The following is an 18,452-nucleotide window of genomic DNA, read 5'->3' as shown; positions in this document are numbered from 1 at the left end:
TTATCATTCACAATAACCGTGAGGATATACCTTTTTTATTTACATTACAAAGAACTATTGAGATTGCTTAGGATGCTTCGCATCCTCGCAATGACGATTAAAAGCGTCCATAATATTTTACACTATCGTCGGTGAGAGGATTTAGAGCGGGTGAGGGAAGCCCTCTCTGTGTAATTTTGTGCTCAATATGGTTTTATTTCTTCGGAAATGGCTACCTAGTGCATTTCAGATAGGGTTTTTCTTTCCGCTCACCGCTCCCGTTCTTATCATTACTCTAAAAATCGTAAAATATCTGGCTCGTCAATCTTTTTTAGGCTTTTGATGATTTTTTCTCGCCACTTCGGGAGCATTGAATTAAACGTTCTTTTCATAATCGCTGATTCTCCTTTATCCAGCACTGCCTTTAAAATCCTAATCGCACCTTCATTGTCCTTGTCGGCTTTATCCGCGTTTCTTCTCAGCTGGGCTATTATCAACTTATGAAATGCAAAAAGCACCGGATGCGGCAGAGAAACTTTCATTCCATCAACTTCTGCATGGATAATATCCTGAGTAAGCAGATTTAAGTATCTGAGAGGCTGAGCATTAATACCCAGCTCTTTTAAAGGAAATGGTTTATTTGAGCCACGACCCTTTTCAGGGACTAAGAATTCGATGGCAAGCTCCGGGTGCTCCAGTCTAATATAGCCTTCCCTACCCTGAAAACCCACCACGAATCCAAGATCTTTCAATAACTCAACAAGATCAATCTTGGTTTTTATATTAATACGGCCGGGAACCATGAAGTCGACATCCCTGGTTCTTATAGACAATGCATATTTTATACCTTTAAAGTAATTCTGATAGAATGGTATGCACCAACTCCCTACCAGAATAATATCTTTCAAGGCTCCTGCCTTATTCAGCCTATGGAGAACTTCAACGCACAGCTCATATTGCTTCTTTTCCACGCAAAGAACTCCTTAGATATTTAATTTGTTTTTTCACCTGCGACAATAATTTTCTATATTTAGCCCTATATTCTTTGGCCTCTTTATATTTTTTTATCTGCTCCTGCGGTACTTGGCCTTTATAGACGTATTTTAGCCGACCCTTTTCCCGGCTGACCAGGTAATAATACTCGTGCCCTTTTATCTTCTTGATCGACAGGCAACCCTTAGGAAGTTTTCTTAACGCAGATTCATACCCCTTCTTCATGCGCAAAGAGTTATTTAATTCTTCAGCTAAAGCCCCTTTAATCACGCCTCTCATATACCCTCCGAAGTTAACCAACAAACTACTAATTAGTATACCTTGTTGGTTAACAATTGTCAAGGGATGGAGCTAACCAACATATAGGCCGTTTACAGACTTTGTTGGTTAGTCAGAGAGGCTTCCCCTCGTGGATTTCACCCCAGCCTCTCTAAACATGGAAGGACAACTCTCTATTTAATGCCCTATTTTGATATGAATTATTTGCAAATAAAGTCACAAATAGCATTATATAGACTTCATTACATAAGAGAGGGATTGAGCTATATTCCAACAATTATCACTTAAAATTCCTCTCTTCCCAGACGGAGATAACACAATAAGATATTTTAAATATATCCGACGGGAACAACGCCCTAAGTCTTTGACACAGCGCTACATAAAAAGTCTCCGGCGGATTTTCTCCGTCGGAGACTTGTCGTAACTCATTGCACTACAATGAGTTATATTACTGGGGTCCCTGAAGAGATTTGAATTCAGAGAGGTCTCAAGTCTCCTCGCCACCCTTTACGGGATTTGAACTCCCTTATCAACACATCTTATGGAATTGGTCTTGGATTTTTTAATTTCTCCTTTAAGCGATTTAAAACAGATTATCAATAAGTATTTTTAATTTTTTGTCTGGGATATGCTTCCAAATATCATTATTATATTTATCTAGAAATGTATATTTTCTGCCTGCCCCTAATTCCTTTAGCCATTCACTGTGCGCAGAATGAACAAACCTTTCAGCTTGTTTTTTATTACCTAAGGCAGAATACCAGCCCGCCCAGGTAGCTTGCCGCATTGAACTCGAAGTAAATAAAAAAACTGGTTCTTTATATGTTTTATTGGTTTTTGCTTTCAATCCACTATCTCCCTAGCCGGATTAAAATTTAAAATTGGCTTGTGGACTTTCCTTTTTAATCTCTTCTTTGATAAGATCAATGAATTCACGAGCTGATTTTAACGCGCCCTTTGTGTCGGTCATAGAAACATGGAATTTCCATGGCTCGTAGATGAATTTGTTGCGATTCTTGCGCATATAATCAAATTTCTCAATCAAAACCTTATAATCATCTCCTATGAAATGGGCGGTAAAGCTAACGACTGTTTTATGCTGAAAATTTGTCGTTGGCCTATAGCCTTTAATAAACACAAATGCCCTGGCGGCATGAAGCATTGCAGTATAAGCTGTCTCATAGGCAACCCCTTCGTCTATCAAAAGCAATTTTTCCGCCACTTTCAGATTTTTCTCCGCGGCCTTTATTATCTTTTCAATCTGGTCGATTCCTATTTTTTCGGCTTTGATTAGCTTCTTTTCTATATATTCATTTAAGAAACCATTAGAGGTCATTTTCATCTCCTTTGATAAATGTTTTTTTACCCTTTGTTACTTCTAAGATAAAAGAATTCTTTTTTTTCTTTTCTTTTTTGTATTCGTTTTCCGTGTATTGCGTATAATTAATTTCCTTAAACAGTTTTTTTTCTACTTTATTTATCGCGTGTATTAATTCACCCTCATCAATATCATTCCCTATCAAAAACATGTCAACATCGCTATCCTGCCTTTCATCTCCTTTTGCGAAAGATCCATATATGAAAGCGACTTCAATGCCCCTTATCCCGGGGATGATGTCTTTTAATAATTTTATCACGCCATCGGTTTTATAAATGATGTTTTTGATTTCCTCATAAATTGGATTTTCTTTATTGATGGAAAACAGTTTTATGTTGCCGATTTTACGTGCCTTAAGAATTCCTGAAGAGTTAAGCCCCGTTAGTTCTCTATGAAGCGTGCCTACCGATATATGGTGTAGACCGGCCAGTTGGCGGGTGTAGTATTCGGCATCGGGCGATTCGACAAATGCCTTAAGTATTATTCGGCGGGTTTTTGAACCTATTAGATTTTTTAGCATGTCGTTCTCATTTTGAGAACGATTGTACTCATTCTGAGAACGAATGTCAAGAAAATAAATTAATGTTCTATGTCATAGTAATATGTTACAGCATGTCACAGTAAAATATGTTACTACACCTTAAACCTCTCTATGGCCAAATTGTTCTCACCTCTAGTTTATGGCTGAATCGCCGCAAAAAATATGCGCGTTATTGCGCGAATATAGCATAAACTATCGCCCATAAACTAAGAGAGGAATTGGCCAATTTCTTTCAAATTCTCTCGCAATATTACTCTCTCCTCCGACGGAGATCTTGTTTTAAAATATCGCGAAATTCTCCGACGGGAAAAACGCCCTAAGTCCTAGGGACATCGCCAGATAAAAAGTCTCCGACAGATTTCTCCGTCGGAGACTTATCCTAACTCATTGTGCCACATAGAGACAGAAGATACTGGGGTGGCTAACGGGATTCGAACCCGTGCGGACAGAGCCACAGTCTGTCGTGCTAACCTTTACACTATAGCCACCACGAAAACTTCTACTTTAAATGAACTATGCAATGGCAGTTCCTACACAGCCATTCCAAATTTTCCGGATTATTGTTTTTCCGATCAGAGTCGATATGATGCACCGCCAAAACCCGTTTATCTTTAATGCCGCATGCTCGGCACTCTTCTCTCCTACCGCTCCTCTTAAGCAATGATCTGTATGCCGCTTGGCCGGATATCCAATTTGGAGCACTCGGGCCACAACGTCTATTTTTATTCTCCCAGGAGCAATGACAACTTACTGAACAGAAATATTTTTTGCTCCTCGACCTTTCGAAATCTTTTGGGGTTCTGTAAATTTTTTTACCACAATAACTGCATTTAAGCCACTGCCCATTAAATTGCGCATTGCCTTGGCATTTTTTGGAGCAGTATTTTCCCCACCCTTTTTTCGCGTGGTAATTCTTTATCAGTATGCCCTTGCCACAAACCAAGCACTTTTTCTCAACCATACTAATACCCTACACTAACCACCGCAATAAGTCAATGAACGGATTGTGGCCACAGTCAAGTGCTCTAGCCAAGCTGAGCTACATCCACCATAAAACTATTCACTTCAAATGAACTATATAATGGCTTATTATAGCATGGACTACCTCGTATGACAACATACCTGCCATAAGATCAGCCTACCTTCTCTATTCCTGCGCAAACCGATCGGCTAAGTCTTCCATTATATTGGCAACGTCCGCTTTGAGCTTATACTGCGGCTCCTTCAAGGTGCCGCTCAGGTCTATTATGCTGTACTGGCCGATAGCCGCGGCAATATTCTTGCGGGCTCCGGATTCGAGCGCATCTTCCGAAAAATCCGCCTTAAGCTCCGCGCTCACGGAATTATCGAACCCTATCGTTATCGGTCCGTAAATATCCAACACATCGCTTTTCAGCATGATTTCATCGGTATATACTGTTTTATCGCTTATGGTAAAATCGCATCGGCCTTCCTTAAATATAATATTACTGAAATCGCTCGTAAAGAGCATGGTGCCGATACCGCGAAACAGGTTTAACTGCCATAACCTGCCTTCCGTAACGGCCATCCTGCCGTTGCCGGACAATTTTCCGACATCACCAAACAGGCCCTTCAGCCGCGCCTGCAATTTTACGGCGCCGGCTATATCCTTATCTTTCATCGCCGTGTCGGATTTGAATTTTTCTATGCGCACGCCGTCGATATTAACATCGAGGCCATAAGGCACATCCTTCCCAAGCCACATGATCTTCCCGGTAGCCGCCATGGAACCACCATACAGGAAAGAGCGCATGAATAATATCTGCCCCTCTCCGGACATCTGGGCATAATTCATGGTCGAATTCGTAAAATGCAATCCGTATAGCGAAAGCTCCTCGCTCGACAGAGCGGCTTCGATGTCGCATTTTTTGAGATCTTTCAGATTGCCTTTTAATTTAAACTCCGCTCGTATAACACCTTTCGGTTTGATCTTTTCGAATTTCTCCGGAGATTTTTTGAACTGCCCCTTCAGATCCTCAAGATCGACATTCAGCCTGCCTGTCATTTCGACGTTCATCAACGGCATATCCGAAGTATACAGGACGCCCGCCGCGGAAATCGAAGAGTTCAGATATTTGCCGGAAAGCTTCGAAAAGTTGATCGCCCGGTCTCTCAGCGCGAATACGGCATCCACAGACAAATCCTCGGACGAGAGTTTCAACTGGATCCCGGGTGAGTCAAAGTTCGTAAGGACTCCCGATGACTTATAATATGTGTCGCGATACCGGAAGCCGATATCATCCCAGATCAGTTGATTGGAGGAAAAATTAAACTTTCCGGTCAGGTTGTCGATCTCGCCGCCTTCTTCGTTTATCCGCGCGGAGGCATTGAGCATATAGATAAAGCCGCTTACCTGAGTTTTTTCCGGAGTTGCCAGAGGATATTCTATCGATACATGCAGTTTACCTTCGCCCTCCAACCCGGCCGGGATATCGATACTGAAGCTCTCCTTTAATACACCCTGAAAATTGGAAAGCTCGACATCGGACGAAGCGTCTATTTTAATTACCGGCGCTTTTAGATCATTCACGCTTATCTTCGCCTCTATCGGCATATCCAGAACAACGGCCGTAATGTTATCGGAGGAGATCCCCAGATTACTAAAAGCAACCCTCCCTTTTATGCTGTCCACGCTTTCGATGTAATCCACACCGTTTATCATCATATCTTCGATATTGGCGCTTCCGGTAAAATCAAATTTTTTATCGGTAAAAACATAGCGGATGTTTGAATGTTCGCTACCGGTTACCGTTATCGAGGTTTTGGCCTGCAGGATCGATAGCTTCGCCGCGGAGGCATCGGTCTGCGCTAAAATAACTCCGTCCTTATATTTTAATCCGATGTCCGCATCTATCCTGCCTTCAGGAAAGGAAAAACCCGCATTTTTGTAATATACGGCAAACTCTTCCGGGGCCAGGGCCTTTATCCTCGCCTCGGCATCGAGTGAGCCGGAACTTAACGCATATTCGCCGGTCATGTCGCATTTAAAAGACCGATCGGTGGGTATGCTAAAGATGGCGCTGAATTTTATTTTTGCAGGCAAGCGAAGATATATCTCGGCCTTTTCGACTTTAAGATCTTTTGTATAAAGCGGCTCCATCGTGAGATCGTGAAAAGTTACCGATCCGTTCCTGACGCTGACTCTATGGACAAATGTTTTGAGTCCTGCGCCGGCGGCAGGCCCGGCCTTGGGAAAGAGTTCGATAATGTTGAAGGAGCTGTCTTTGCGGCGCTCGACAAATATATCGGGCGATTCCAGGATAAGGCGCGAGACGATAATTTGCCTGCTGAAAAGAGGTATTATCAGGAATGATGCGCGGGCTTCTTTTACGTTTACGATTGCGTTCCGGTCGTCGCTGATTATCAGATCTTTGAGAACCAGGCCTTTAAGGAGATCAAATCGAACCGAACCAAGAAGGACTTTTTTGCCGGTAGCGTCTTCGATACCCGCCACGATAGCGGCTTTCATCTTTGTAGGAAATATGGCCTGATTTAAATATGCTATCCCGCCCAGGAAAATAAGAATTACGATAAACAGAATTATAAGAAACTTTTTCACAATTTTTTCAGCTCATAATCGCGCGAGCCCAAGGCCATCTGCTCAGCCCGTTTTAACTGCCTTAAACTGTCCCTGTCCGGATGGACGACCTTAAAAATATCCTTGCCGCAGGCATTTGAGACCGCGTCATAAGAGGCCTGATCCACCGCTACCGGATCGAGTGAAGCGAATATGCCTATGTCCGGAGCTATCCTGGGATCGTCCTTCGCCAGGCAATCGCATTCTTTCGTTATTTTTGTCACAAAATTGATAAAACCCTGTTTTCCTTTTTTATTCAGAAGGATTGCTGATGCGTATTCGATCATCTTGTCCTGCAACTGCATCCCACCGGACTCCCAGTCGACTTCTATCGCGTTATGCACACACACTGCGATACAGGTAGCACAACCGATGCACTTCGATGAGTCGATGACTACACGCGTACCCTGCGAATATATGGCATTCGCCGGGCATGCTTTTATGCAAGCGCCGCAGGCTTTGCATCTTTTCACGTCAAGCACCGGAGCTATCTCGGAATGTTGGGCGAGCTTCCCCTCTCTCGAGGCGCACCCCATGCCTATATTCTTAAGCGCGCCGCCAAAACCGGTCATGACATGCCCTTTGAAATGGGCGATGCCTACAAGCGAATCGGATTTCATGAATATCGTCGCGACTTTCGCCGTTTTAAAAAACTTTCCATCGATAGCGACTTCCGTGACATTCTCTTCATTGGTATCATCGGGCACTACGATATCGACCGAACAGGTTTTTTTCGTAAATCCGTGCTCGGCGGCGAGCTTTATATGTTCCGAGGAATTCGTTCTGCGGCCGCGATAGAGGGTATTCGTATCCACAAGAAACGCCGCGGCGCCTTTATCTAAAAGCTTGCGGCATACGACACCGGCGTATTCGGCGCGCACATGTCCCATATTACCTTCCTCGCCGAAATGCATCTTCACCGCCGTAGAATCCGACTTTCTTATAAAATCGAAGAGGTGTCCGGAATCGATAAGAGCCGATAGTTTGGCGTTTACGCTTTCTGCCGGATCGGACTCGCTTACTTTTACAAAATAGACTTTGCTCGCGCTTGCCATACGACCTCCATTCGAGCCGCTATTTGAACAACTCTTTTTCGTGAGCGGTCAACTCTTCCGCGGACAACCACACAGATATATACAATCTCTCGTCGACTACTTTTATTATATTGCCCTTAAATGAAATATCCTGCCCTTTATTAAGGCTTTTGACGCTATCTATATTTTTGTAGATCAAAACGGCTCTGTAGGGATTGCCCTGCGGAGTATTCGCCACCTGCGTTACCACTTTATAGTAACGCTCCCCGATGTCGTTGACTACATCGAAAGTATTTTCATCGCTGACATTATCGACGACTCCCGCAACCGCTATCTTTTTGCCGAGATATTCCCGCACAACAGCCGCGCGCTGGATATCCGTGTCTTTATTATATTTATCCACGAGCGAATCGATAGCCGTCTCCTGACAGAAAGACAAAGAAGCGGACGCGATTAAAACGAAAAACCCGATTATTAAAACTTTCGCGAATCTCATCATCACTTTAAGCCTCCTATTTAGCGTTTACCTTCGGTCTTTTCAAACCATATTTTATATGCTATGCCGCGCTGTGTCTGGAGATCTTCTATCTCCGCCTGCAGGCGGTCGTATTTCGGGTCAACACCGTACTTAAGCGCCGCCTGTTCTTTTTCTAAACCGTCGACACGGCCACCAAGATCATCTATGAGTTTCAAAAGTTCTTCCGGGCTCATCTTTTTGTACTCACCGGTATCATCCGCTTTAAACTCCGGCCGTATCATGCCGATTTTTATCGTATCCTGCCAATGCTGGTCGGCATCCTCCAGCCGTATCTCGGCAAAACCGTCCTGACTAAACACCTTATCGGCGGTCGCATTGTCCAGACGGAAAATGCATTTATTGCCCGTTATCTCACCCTGCGCGGCAAGTACCAACAGCCCGAGGCCTATCGCCGCGCCGGCCTTAGCTATGCCCTGTTCAAGGCCGGTGCCGGAAACATTTATCTGTGTGCCGATAGCGGCAAAAAGTATAGCCGCCGGAACTCTCCAAAGCGATTTTTCTTTGACGTAAAAATTATCCGACTGGTCGGGACGTATCCTTTCATCGCCGGCATGGATCTTTATATCTGTAACACGCCACTTCCTGAAATCGGCCCCTTTTCCCGTAGCTATCGCGGATACCCCGATATCCATACCTTTCGACGTCTCTTTGTAAAATACCGCCGCCTCGCACGTCGCCTTCTCGAGTTTGAATTTTTTGTAAGACATCTCTTCCCGACCTATCATTTCCAGCGGAAATACTGTGCCGGCCAAAAGGGTTATCGCCGTAAACACGGCTACCGCCGGCATAAGATAACCGCAGGATTTGTTAGGCATACCTTTTTTAAGAACTTCCTGTATCGGCACGCACGTAAAGATCTTGCCGGAAACCGTCCTCTGCGCGCCCAGCCTTTTATCATAGATGGCGCAGGCGTATTTGCCGTCCTGTGCCTTTATGAGGTTCGAGCACGGGTCTTCGCGTAGCCCACAGCACTCGCCGCACCTTAGACACAGCGCCTCGAACTCTTTCTGCCATGCAACCTGTTTCTGTAAGTATAATTTGTCATCCATAGGTAGCTTTTCGCAAAATTTACTGCTTCCGTCGCCATTCCTACGAAGCTCCATTACAGTATGACTGCCGTAGCGAAGTAGAATGGCGTCCCCGGGCAGAATCGAACTGCCACGGCTGGCTTCGGAGGCCAGTACTCTATCCATTTGAGCTACGGGGACTTGGATTTTTCTCCGAAAAAACAATACCACGATATAATTCTATCTGAGTCTTCAAAAACGAGGCTTCTTTGACCTGCCTCGGCCAATCAACTCTTCCAGGAGCGATTCTTTATTATAGAACGGCGTTATCCCGTCCGAATCGTCCAGGTCTATTTCATCGGCAAAATCTTTCTCAAGCGCGAATTTCTGGTCGAGCCCGGATAAGACATTCGGCATTTCGACAAAACGCGATACTTTATTAAACTGCGTTATGCCTCCGCGCGTGCCTTCATGGTTCAGCGATAAGAAAAGGCGGTTCTTAGCGCGCGTTATACCCACATAAAAAAGGCGGCTCTCTTCTTCTATCTCCTCAGGATTATCGAGCGAAAAACTGGATGGCAGGACGCCGTCAATAAGCCCTATCATAAACACTGAATCCCATTCGAGCCCTTTAGCCGAATGTATCGTAGATAATGTCAGCGGCTTTTCTTCATCACCGGATTTCGGCTCTACGCGCAATACGCCCCTGTCCGGCGGTTCTATGGCAAAATCCGCGAGGAGATCCTCGAGCGCGTCATACCTCGACGCTATCTGCTTGAGCGCTTCAAGATCATTTACCCTGATATTCCAGTCGTCAAACTTCAGCTTGAAGAGCGGCGAATAGTAGTCGAGCGCCAGATCGTACACAGCGCCCGGATCCGCGGCGGTGTGAACTGCCGCCGCTCGCAAAAACTTTTTCAATCTCGCGATCCCGCCCACCGACTTCTTAGGGATATGCTTATCGTCGAGGGCTTTTGTTATTATATCGTCGAGCGACGTCCTGGCGAAAATAGCTTCCGCTATTACGCCGGCTGTCTTGGGCCCTATCCCGTCTATCAGTGCAAGCACCCTGCGCCACGCTATCTCATCTTTCGGGTTTACCGCTATCTTGAGATGCGCCAGGAGATCTTTGACATGCGCCGTTTCGTAAAACTTCAATCCGCCAAACACCTGATAAGGTACGCCGTTTTTGCTAAGCTCCGCCTGCAGGGATATGGACACAAACGCCGAACGGAAGAGAACCGCCTGATGCTCCAGCCCCACACCTTCATCCTGCAATTCACGCACCTTCCCGACTATCCACCCGGCCTCATCGTAATGATTCTTGAAGTAATTAAGCTTCGGCCTGTCGCCTTCGTCTTTTCTGGTCGAGATTAAGCACTTGGAATATTTATTATCCATGTTCTCGAGAACGGAATTTGCCACATCGAGGATAGATTGCGTAGACCTGTAATTCTCCTCGAGCTTGATTATCCGGCATTCGGGAAACCTTTGCGGAAAATCCATTATGTTCTTGTGGGATGAGCCGCGAAAGCCATATATCGACTGGGCGTCGTCGCCAACGACCATTATATTTTTATGGCCGGAGGCCAATAGATGCGCTATGTCGCCCTGGAGAGTATTCGTGTCCTGATATTCGTCGACCATCACATGTGTATATCTGGATGATATCGCCCCGCGCATCTCTTCTATCTCAAGCAATAATTTAAGATATACGAGCAGGTCATCATAATCGACGTATAATTTTCCTAATTTATAAGCGGCGTATTCTTTTCTCAACGCTTCTATGTCGGAGGCAAGCTCAAGAAAATGCGGGTACTCCTTCTCGAGAATCTCGCAAATAGTTTTTCCTTTATTGACCGACATGCTCAGGATGGAACGCAGGGTATCCTTGGACGGGAACTTTTCCCTTTTTTCGAGAAGGCCGAGCTTTGTTACACAGCGATGTACGGCTTCTGAACTGTCGGACTCGTCGAGAATCGTGAACTGGTTCGAAAGTCCCAGCGCCTTCGAATATTTTTTCAGGATTTTAAACGCGAAAGAGTGGAATGTGCCGCCGTCGATGTTCCTGCATCGCGGGTCGTGCCTGGAAGCGCGGGAGACCATCTCGTGCGCGGCCCGACGCGTGAAAGTAAGAAGGAGTATCGACTCAGGCCTTACGCCTTTTGAAACGAGATTCAAGACACGATATTCTATCGCGCGCGTCTTACCGCTTCCAGCGCCGGCTATTACAAGCACCGGACCGTCTGTGGCGGATACCGCGGACAGTTGAGACGGATTTAATTTATCTTTTAGGTCGAGCATGGCGCCATTATATCATTAAACACCGGCGATGGCTATTTTTTCATCTTACATCGACAGCTATTTCTTCGATCACCGCGAAATTTTTGTCAAAATCCACCTGTCCGCAAAGTTTTGGCAGTTTAAACTGGCTGTCGTGCGCTCCAAGACTGACCCTGCCTCTGCGATAACGCTCAAATTCTCCCTTTTTAACTACCTTAAGGATGGGATGGCCAAGTAAAAACTGCTTACGGATATCATCATATTCACTATTTCGAATGCACAACTCTTTCTCTACCGAACTCAAAAACTTCATCTTTTCATCCCGTGAAGGTTCAGCGGAAAATTCGACTAAGAATACATATCGGGGAGGATTGCCGCTTTCGGTGCACGCACTGAATGATATGATCTGCAGTTTATGTACGTTCAAAGCGCTCATGACCGACTCGATTACATGCGCTTCGTACACCTTCTCCCCCGTTAACGAAACGGCGTTATGTCCTTTCTGTACAAATTCTATGATCGGCGTTTTGTTAAAAAACCCGTCCACCCTTACCACGTCATCGATATCATACCTGTAAAGCCCGCCAGGAGTTGTAACGACCAGAAGATATTCTTTTCCTTTTTCAAGCTCATTACATAAAAGAACCCTCTTGTCCTCCTTGTCGATATCCTCTTTCGGTATAAATTCGTAAAAATTCGTCTCTATAGCCAGGACACTGCCGGCGCCGTCGCCGGTCATAGGTATCGAACTACGCGCCTCGGTCGAAAGGCACCCGAAGTCCCAGATATCGACGTCGCCGAAATACCTGGGCAGTTCCCTTAAATATGCCTTTACCGTCCCGCCCTTCCAGCATTCTATCAGATCAAGCGCCGGCCACACATCTTTAGGTAAAAGACTGCCTGTCTTATCCAGAATAGTTTTTAATTCTTTCGCCCGCTTCGGATTCGGTTTTAATTTTTTTTCGATTATACGTCTAACCTCCGGCTCGATCTCCAGGCTATTATCCAGAGTACCGGCGGCGATATCTTTTATTATCCTGTCCTTGAGAAGCTCTATCCTGTCGCATAATATTACCAGTGTACTCGGATTTAACGTCGCTATGGTGGAGATATTATGCTCTATCGCGATTCTCAGTATGCAATAATATCTGGCGTCGTAATTTTCGATGTAAAAAAGCTCATACGGCAGGACATATTTTTTCTTTATTACGGGCGGGAGATTGTTGTAGGCGTGGCCGTCCTCCGGGCCGTACGGTATGCCGGCTTCCGTATGATTTTTTACCTCCGGACTTATTATCGCCAAAACTTTACCGTCTATGACTTTCGGGTGCTTCCTGGCGAGGTAGTACGCCCACAGGGCCATCAAGCCCGCTTTTTTATCCTGCGAATATTTCGTAACGGGGATGAGCTTCGGCTTGCCGGTAGTACCGCTCGTTATCCCGAAAAAAACAACCTTATCTCTGGTGAGTATGTTATTTTCGCCGTTTTCCATCCTGGTTATGTATGGTCGGATTTTTTCATACTTAGATAACGAGACACGAGAACGAAAATCCCGTATCGACTTGATCGAGGCAAAGCCATGCTCGATGCCGAACTCGGTATTTCTATTCCGGCGCAGATATTTAAGAAGCGTCCGCTCCTGGGCTTTCAAAGGATCTTTCGTAGAGTTCTCGAACGTCATCGCGTTAATCGCAAATGCATTTAATGCTATAGAAGCTAAACTCATCTTGTTCACATCCTTATTTGTTGATAAAAACGGTTATTCAAAAACACGGCATTTTCGTAAAAGCCTCGGAAGATATCTTTAATGCTCCCGTAAACGGAAAATCGAACAAAAGGATCGTAAATAATATCAGCGCAACCAGCATGGCGAGCATGGAGGCCATCGCAATCTGCGCCCGGAGATTCTCCGACCCGAAGAAAAACGTGAAGCTGACCGTTGTCACGCCTCCGACTACCAGCACGATCCATAATATTGGATGAATGCCGGCCCTGGAATCCATAAGGCGGGTTCGCCGTAGCTCTCCGGCCTGGTTAAGCTTTCGCACCGATTCCGCAAAAAATATTTTTTCTTTTTCCGTCTTCGGCTCATATGAAGCATATACCGCCCATAGCTTATTCAGATGCTCAAACGTTTTAGCGCTCTGCTTTCCCACGGCAATCAGATGCCATTCGTCATTTATTACACTGTCGGCGTATTTTTTCATCATCGCGCGAGCCTCTGCCCTGAAAGATTCCGGAAGGGCCGAAGAGTCCCTGTAAATATCCATGATATAATTTGCTTCGCCTTCCACATTCTGTTTCGTCTTGTCGAAATTCTGCCACACCACGACCACGACAAAAGCAAGCAGGACAGCATATACTACACCCAGTGTATTAAAGATGGCGGCGGCAACATCGTTGTGCACTTTCAGCCTATGATGCGGCACTAATCGGCGAACCAGTAAAAGCCCGCCTATGGACATCGCCACGAACAGGGATACAACGATAAATCCCAACGCCGTCGTCGGTACATAATAAGTCAGCGCCTGCGTAAAAGACATCTTACTCCTCCTCTTGGCTATTAAGGACTTCTATAAAACTTTCTACAACTTTAGGATCAAACTGCGTCCCGCTCGACTGTTTCAATTGCGCGATCGCTTCCCCTTTTGTCAGATTCTTTCTGTACGCCCTATGCGAGGTCATGGCGTCATACGAATCGGCCACGGACACTATCGAAGCCAGCATATCTATTTCACTGCCCCTGAGCTTGTCCGGATAGCCTGTGCCGTCATAGCGTTCGTGATGCTCTCTAACTACGGCAAGCAGTTCCCTGTCAAGAGAAACAGGCTTAAGTATATCCTCGCCTATAACAGGATGCTTGCGGATTATTTCTACGTCCTCGTCGGTCAAGGCGGAACTTTTGTTTAATATGGCCTCCTGGATCCCGAATTTTCCTATGTCATGCAAAAGCGCCGCGTTCTTAAGTAGTCCTATCTTATTTTCCGGCAAACCCATTTTTCGCGCGATCTGTTCCGAATACTTAGCCACCCTGTCGGAATGACCTTTAGAGTAGTGATCCCGGGCTTCCGATGCCCGAATAAGTGACTGAGCGATCTGATAAAAATAGTTTAACAACGCGCTCTTCGATTTATATAAACTCGAACTCATCATATTAAACGCGGAGGCGAGCTCTCCTATCTCATCCGGATTCTCAACCTTCACTCGATACTTAAGGTCACCTGAAGCGACATGCCTGGTTCCGGCTACAAGGCGTTTTATAGGTGAGCTTACGGCGTCCGATATGACCAAGCTTAAGAGCGCTGAAAATATGACGCCAAATATCAGGATAATCCCGGCGCGAATTTTTACCTCACGCTGCATTCTGTATACATCGTTCGCGGCAAGATCAACACCCAGGATCGCCATAGCATCGCCATTTTTGTCAAATATAGGGGCATAGCCCGACAGAAATACTCCCCACTTGTCGGCCGCCATCTTCGTATCCGCCGAAGGTGTCATGAAAGCCATAAGAAGCTCCGGATAAACCTTGCCATCGTAGGCCTGGCCGGGATAGGCCGGATTCAATTTAGATTTATAATTTTCAAAGTTAACGTCTACCACAAATTTCAGAAGATTCAAACGATCGCCGCGTTTTAGGATATAAATATATGCAAGATTTGGGGAAATCTCTTTGATGCGCCTTATTTTTTTCTCGATGATTTTATAGGCGGGACTATTTACACCGTTTGGATTAAGCGGTATTTCATTTAAGGTTTCGACATCTATCGTCATCGCCGCGGCCTGCGCTATAGTCATAAGTTTTTCGCGCAATTGGCCGAATTGCGATCTTATGACATACTGGTAGATAAGAACGTTGGTAATGGCCGCGGACAGGCACATGAATAGGACGAGAACGATCGTTACCTTCGCGCGGAAACTTTTTACCAACACCAATTGTTTGCCTATGCGCATCACCTTTCCTCTATTTTTAATTTCACAAGAACCGATTTATTAAACTCCAGCGCTTTTTCTTTTAAGCTTTCCGAAGGTGCCCATGAGGCAAAATGCTTGTCGGCTTTTTCGTCGTACGGGCCTTCCTTTACTTCGTACAATACTGTGCCGGGCTTTAACGTTATAAAAGAATGCCAATGTCTCGGCGGTATTTCTACCGCTTTTGCCCCGTCTTTCGCGTCGAGAATAATATGATCGGCTATGTTGCCGGCAGAGTCATACTCAACCATGACGGCCCTTCCGCTAAGTATGATAAAAACCTCGATCTTGTCGGGGGATTCATGTTTGTGCGGCTGGATATAAGTGCCGGGCTCCGCCGCGTTCAGCATGCGCTGGATAGGATCGGAGAGATTTTTGTGGAAATTGTAGTTCGTCCGCTTCCTGGCGGACGATTTTGCTTTGGCCGAGATGTCCTTCATAAGTTCGGTCGTAACTTTTATCATAGTTAGACTTTTCTCCGGAACCCTTCCGTAGCAAAATCACGGAAGGGTGAAGAATGTTGGCGTCCCCTTTATAGGGCTTTCTGATACTTATCTCTGATGTAGGCAACGCTATTATATAACAATTATCTATTATTGGCGAGAGATTTTGAAATTTTGATAGGCGGACATTTTTGTGATTAATACAATTTTTACTCTTCCGATTTAATTATCTTTGTCATTTCGGAGGAGAGGTCGTTCAAGCGCTGTGCCTGTTCGCGGATCTTCTGAATTAATTCACTACGTTTTAATTTATCATCCATATTCTCGGGTTTTAACAATTCCGCAGTGGCTTCAGAAATTATTTTTAACGGCGCGGGAAGATCCAGAGAAAATGTACTTAAAAGCAAGTTTCGCAGACGCTGGCTTTCGATTTCCGCATCAGTTTTAACCGCGGCGGCGGCAAGCTGAGCGCCTTCTACCGCCGAGGCAGTTTGTTTTACGAATATTTCGAGTATATGCAATTGATCCGGATCGTTTAACTGCCTCTCTTCTCTAGGAAATAGCCCAATAACGCCTACGGTCTTTTCAGCACCGGTTAACGGCAAATAAATACCTCGTGAGCCTGGAAGTGTGTCCGTATCCTTCCCCGCCATCTTTCTATGCTCATATACCCACTGGGCCACAGCTTCTTCGTTTGGGCTTAATGGCATTACTTTGGTATCGCCAAAACGAATTGCGATACTCTTCCCTTTTACGGGCGTAAAAATAACAGCCGGACATTTAAAAAACTCTTGAACATAATGAACCGATATCTGAAAGATTTCATCCAGACTGGATGTTTTGGCCAAATCCCTATTCAGATAATATAATGCCTGAGTCCTGTTTTCCCGCAGTCGCATAGCTGTAGTCTGCTGCCGAAGTCGTCCTGTAAGACTTCCTATTATAACGCCTACCGCTAACATAACTGTGAATGTTATAAAATATTCTACATCGGCTACGGCAAATGTGAAATAAGGCGGGACAAAAAAGAAATCAAAAGATAAGACGCTTAAGATCGAGGCTATAATTGACGCTCTGCGGCCATACTTATAAGCAATCCAGGTAACTCCTAATAAATAAATCATTATTAAATTTACAAGGCTTAAGTGCTTAAATAAAAAACTATCTACTATGGTACAAATTGCAACGACGCCCATAGCCCATAATAAACCTTTCCATGGGAATGGTTTTAAAGTGGGCGCTTCGTATTTGGCAGGCGGCTCCTGCGTTTCTCCACTCATAAGATACAAATCTATCTCACCGCATTTTCTCGCAAGCGCATTTATCACGGACCCAAAAATAAATTCATGCCACTTGGGCTTGCCAGGCTTTCCAATAATAATTTTTGTGATGTTCCTTGACCGAGCGTATTCGATTATAGTCTCCGCTATATTTAACCCGGTAAGTGTAACCGTTTCAGCGCCCAATCGTTCGGCAAAGCGCATTGTCTCTACTATATCGGCCTTGCCCCTTCTATTAGGTATTTGAGAAATCGGCTCAACGTAAGCAACAATCCATTCAACACCAATGCTGGAAGCAATGCGCTTTCCTGCCCGTATAAGCCGTGTGGCTCGAGGGCTGGCGCTTATGCATACTAAAAGTCGATCTCTTACATTCCAAACCTTTGTTATAGAATACGCCTGTTTATAGGATCGCATTTTAGCGTCTACGATCCTAGCTGTATACTGTAGTGCTAATTGGCGCAGTGCAATAAGATTTCCTATCTGAAAGAAATTCTGGATTGCCCGCTGGGCTTGCTCACCAAGATAAACTTTGCCTTCTTTGAGGCGCTTAAGTAAGTCTTCTGGAGGGAGATCTACTAATTCTATATCGTCTGCTTTTTCAACAAAGGTATCAGGGACGGTTTCGCGCACTGTTACCCCTGTAACCTGGGCCACAACGTCATTGGCGCTATCACAGTGTTGGACATTTAGAGTCGTATAGACATTAATGCCTGCGTCCAAGAGCTCCTCTACATCCTGCCAACGCTTAGGATGACGAGAACCGGGGGCGTTCGAGTGAGCCAACTCATCAACCAATATCGTAGAGGGACGCCTCTTTAAGGCCGAATCAACATCGAATTCACTAAGTTTGATGTTTTTATATGACACTTCTTTACGAAACAGGATTTCAAGGCCCTCTAATAAAACGTCTGTGTCTGCGCGTCCATGCGTCTCTACGTAACCGACAACAACATCAATTCCTTCTTTTTTCAGAACTCTTGCCGCTTCAAGCATGGAATAAGTTTTCCCTACTCCGGCCATTGCCCCGAAGAAAATCTTAAGCTTTCCGCGGTTAGATCCTTCGCTCTTTACCCGCGCCAGAATTTCGTCGATATTATTATTTTCGTTTGTCATGTCTATAATAT

General features: G+C 45.1%; 15 protein-coding genes and 2 tRNA genes. All 17 read right to left on the bottom strand.

Going from position 1 to position 18,452, the window contains the following annotated elements; genetic code table 11:
• Positions 1 to 269: 269 nt before the first annotated feature.
• The 17 genes from PHS46_04950 to PHS46_04870 all read right to left on the bottom strand — a co-directional run bounded on the left by PHS46_04950 (position 270) and on the right by PHS46_04870 (position 18,441).
• Entirely contained in the window at positions 270 to 950 is a 681-nt protein-coding gene (locus PHS46_04950; GenBank protein ID MDD3905864.1) for a GSU2403 family nucleotidyltransferase fold protein, read from the bottom strand.
• A complete protein-coding gene (locus PHS46_04945; GenBank protein MDD3905863.1) occupies positions 931 to 1,251 on the bottom strand; it encodes a hypothetical protein in 321 nt (106 codons plus the stop codon). The genes PHS46_04950 and PHS46_04945 overlap by 20 nt, the downstream gene beginning before the upstream one ends.
• Before the next feature lie 583 nt (positions 1,252 to 1,834).
• A complete protein-coding gene (locus PHS46_04940; protein MDD3905862.1) occupies positions 1,835 to 2,098 on the bottom strand; it encodes a hypothetical protein in 264 nt (87 codons plus the stop codon).
• A gap of 21 nt (positions 2,099 to 2,119) precedes the next feature.
• Positions 2,120 to 2,587, bottom strand: a complete 468-nt coding sequence (locus PHS46_04935; GenBank protein ID MDD3905861.1) for a HEPN domain-containing protein — start codon at positions 2,585 to 2,587, stop codon at positions 2,120 to 2,122.
• The gene (locus PHS46_04930; GenBank protein MDD3905860.1) at positions 2,577 to 3,149 is read right to left on the bottom strand and encodes a nucleotidyltransferase domain-containing protein; all 573 of its coding nucleotides are present in this window, start codon (positions 3,147 to 3,149) and stop codon (positions 2,577 to 2,579) included. The genes PHS46_04935 and PHS46_04930 overlap by 11 nt, the downstream gene beginning before the upstream one ends.
• Positions 3,150 to 3,583: 434 nt before the next feature.
• Positions 3,584 to 3,658 (bottom strand) — tRNA-His (locus tag PHS46_04925).
• A gap of 659 nt (positions 3,659 to 4,317) precedes the next feature.
• Complete coding sequence (locus tag PHS46_04920) at positions 4,318 to 6,750, bottom strand: AsmA family protein (GenBank protein ID MDD3905859.1); 2,433 nt, start codon at positions 6,748 to 6,750, stop codon at positions 4,318 to 4,320.
• A complete protein-coding gene (locus PHS46_04915) occupies positions 6,747 to 7,823 on the bottom strand; it encodes a DUF362 domain-containing protein (GenBank protein ID MDD3905858.1) in 1,077 nt (358 codons plus the stop codon). The genes PHS46_04920 and PHS46_04915 overlap by 4 nt, the downstream gene beginning before the upstream one ends.
• A gap of 19 nt (positions 7,824 to 7,842) precedes the next feature.
• On the bottom strand, positions 7,843 to 8,301 hold the full coding sequence (locus PHS46_04910; GenBank protein ID MDD3905857.1) for a hypothetical protein: 459 nt from the start codon (positions 8,299 to 8,301) through the stop codon (positions 7,843 to 7,845).
• Between the two features lie 17 nt (positions 8,302 to 8,318).
• Positions 8,319 to 9,389, bottom strand: a complete 1,071-nt coding sequence (locus tag PHS46_04905; GenBank protein MDD3905856.1) for a hypothetical protein — start codon at positions 9,387 to 9,389, stop codon at positions 8,319 to 8,321.
• 83 nt (positions 9,390 to 9,472) lie between these two features.
• Positions 9,473 to 9,548, bottom strand: a tRNA-Arg gene (locus PHS46_04900).
• Between the two features lie 51 nt (positions 9,549 to 9,599).
• Positions 9,600 to 11,651 (bottom strand): ATP-dependent helicase, encoded by a 2,052-nt coding sequence (locus PHS46_04895; protein ID MDD3905855.1) that lies wholly within the window; start codon positions 11,649 to 11,651, stop codon positions 9,600 to 9,602.
• 40 nt (positions 11,652 to 11,691) lie between these two features.
• Positions 11,692 to 13,356 carry a GH3 auxin-responsive promoter family protein gene (locus PHS46_04890; protein ID MDD3905854.1) on the bottom strand — a complete coding sequence of 555 codons (1,665 nt, stop codon included), beginning with the start codon at positions 13,354 to 13,356 and terminating at the stop codon, positions 11,692 to 11,694.
• A 37-nt stretch (positions 13,357 to 13,393) separates the two neighbouring features.
• Positions 13,394 to 14,173, bottom strand: a complete 780-nt coding sequence (locus PHS46_04885) for a DUF4239 domain-containing protein (protein ID MDD3905853.1) — start codon at positions 14,171 to 14,173, stop codon at positions 13,394 to 13,396.
• 1 nt (position 14,174) lies between these two features.
• Positions 14,175 to 15,584 carry an HD-GYP domain-containing protein gene (locus tag PHS46_04880; GenBank protein MDD3905852.1) on the bottom strand — a complete coding sequence of 470 codons (1,410 nt, stop codon included), beginning with the start codon at positions 15,582 to 15,584 and terminating at the stop codon, positions 14,175 to 14,177.
• The gene (locus PHS46_04875) at positions 15,584 to 16,066 is read right to left on the bottom strand and encodes a WbuC family cupin fold metalloprotein (protein MDD3905851.1); all 483 of its coding nucleotides are present in this window, start codon (positions 16,064 to 16,066) and stop codon (positions 15,584 to 15,586) included. Before PHS46_04875 ends, PHS46_04880 begins: the two co-directional genes overlap by 1 nt.
• A gap of 188 nt (positions 16,067 to 16,254) precedes the next feature.
• Entirely contained in the window at positions 16,255 to 18,441 is a 2,187-nt protein-coding gene (locus PHS46_04870) for a sensor histidine kinase KdpD (GenBank protein MDD3905850.1), read from the bottom strand.
• Positions 18,442 to 18,452: the final 11 nt, after the last annotated feature.

Source organism: Candidatus Omnitrophota bacterium (assembly GCA_028699255.1).
Classification (GTDB): domain Bacteria; phylum Omnitrophota; class Gorgyraeia; order 2-01-FULL-45-10; family 2-01-FULL-45-10; genus FEN-1322.
The sequence above is the reverse complement of the archived record's forward strand: the minus strand, read 5'-3'. Positions and strand labels throughout refer to the sequence as shown.

Coding starts and splice junctions, on each gene's coding strand:
- PHS46_04870 (MDD3905850.1), bottom strand. CDS start 18,441: ATGACAAACGAAAATAATAATATCGACGAAATTCTGGCGCGGGTAAAG.
- PHS46_04880 (MDD3905852.1), bottom strand. CDS start 15,584: ATGCGCATAGGCAAACAATTGGTGTTGGTAAAAAGTTTCCGCGCGAAG.
- PHS46_04890 (MDD3905854.1), bottom strand. CDS start 13,356: ATGAGTTTAGCTTCTATAGCATTAAATGCATTTGCGATTAACGCGATG.
- PHS46_04875 (MDD3905851.1), bottom strand. CDS start 16,066: ATGATAAAAGTTACGACCGAACTTATGAAGGACATCTCGGCCAAAGCA.
- PHS46_04895 (MDD3905855.1), bottom strand. CDS start 11,651: ATGCTCGACCTAAAAGATAAATTAAATCCGTCTCAACTGTCCGCGGTA.
- PHS46_04915 (MDD3905858.1), bottom strand. CDS start 7,823: ATGGCAAGCGCGAGCAAAGTCTATTTTGTAAAAGTAAGCGAGTCCGAT.
- PHS46_04905 (MDD3905856.1), bottom strand. CDS start 9,389: ATGGATGACAAATTATACTTACAGAAACAGGTTGCATGGCAGAAAGAG.
- PHS46_04935 (MDD3905861.1), bottom strand. CDS start 2,587: ATGACCTCTAATGGTTTCTTAAATGAATATATAGAAAAGAAGCTAATC.
- PHS46_04885 (MDD3905853.1), bottom strand. CDS start 14,173: ATGTCTTTTACGCAGGCGCTGACTTATTATGTACCGACGACGGCGTTG.
- PHS46_04910 (MDD3905857.1), bottom strand. CDS start 8,301: ATGATGAGATTCGCGAAAGTTTTAATAATCGGGTTTTTCGTTTTAATC.
- PHS46_04930 (MDD3905860.1), bottom strand. CDS start 3,149: ATGCTAAAAAATCTAATAGGTTCAAAAACCCGCCGAATAATACTTAAG.
- PHS46_04945 (MDD3905863.1), bottom strand. CDS start 1,251: ATGAGAGGCGTGATTAAAGGGGCTTTAGCTGAAGAATTAAATAACTCT.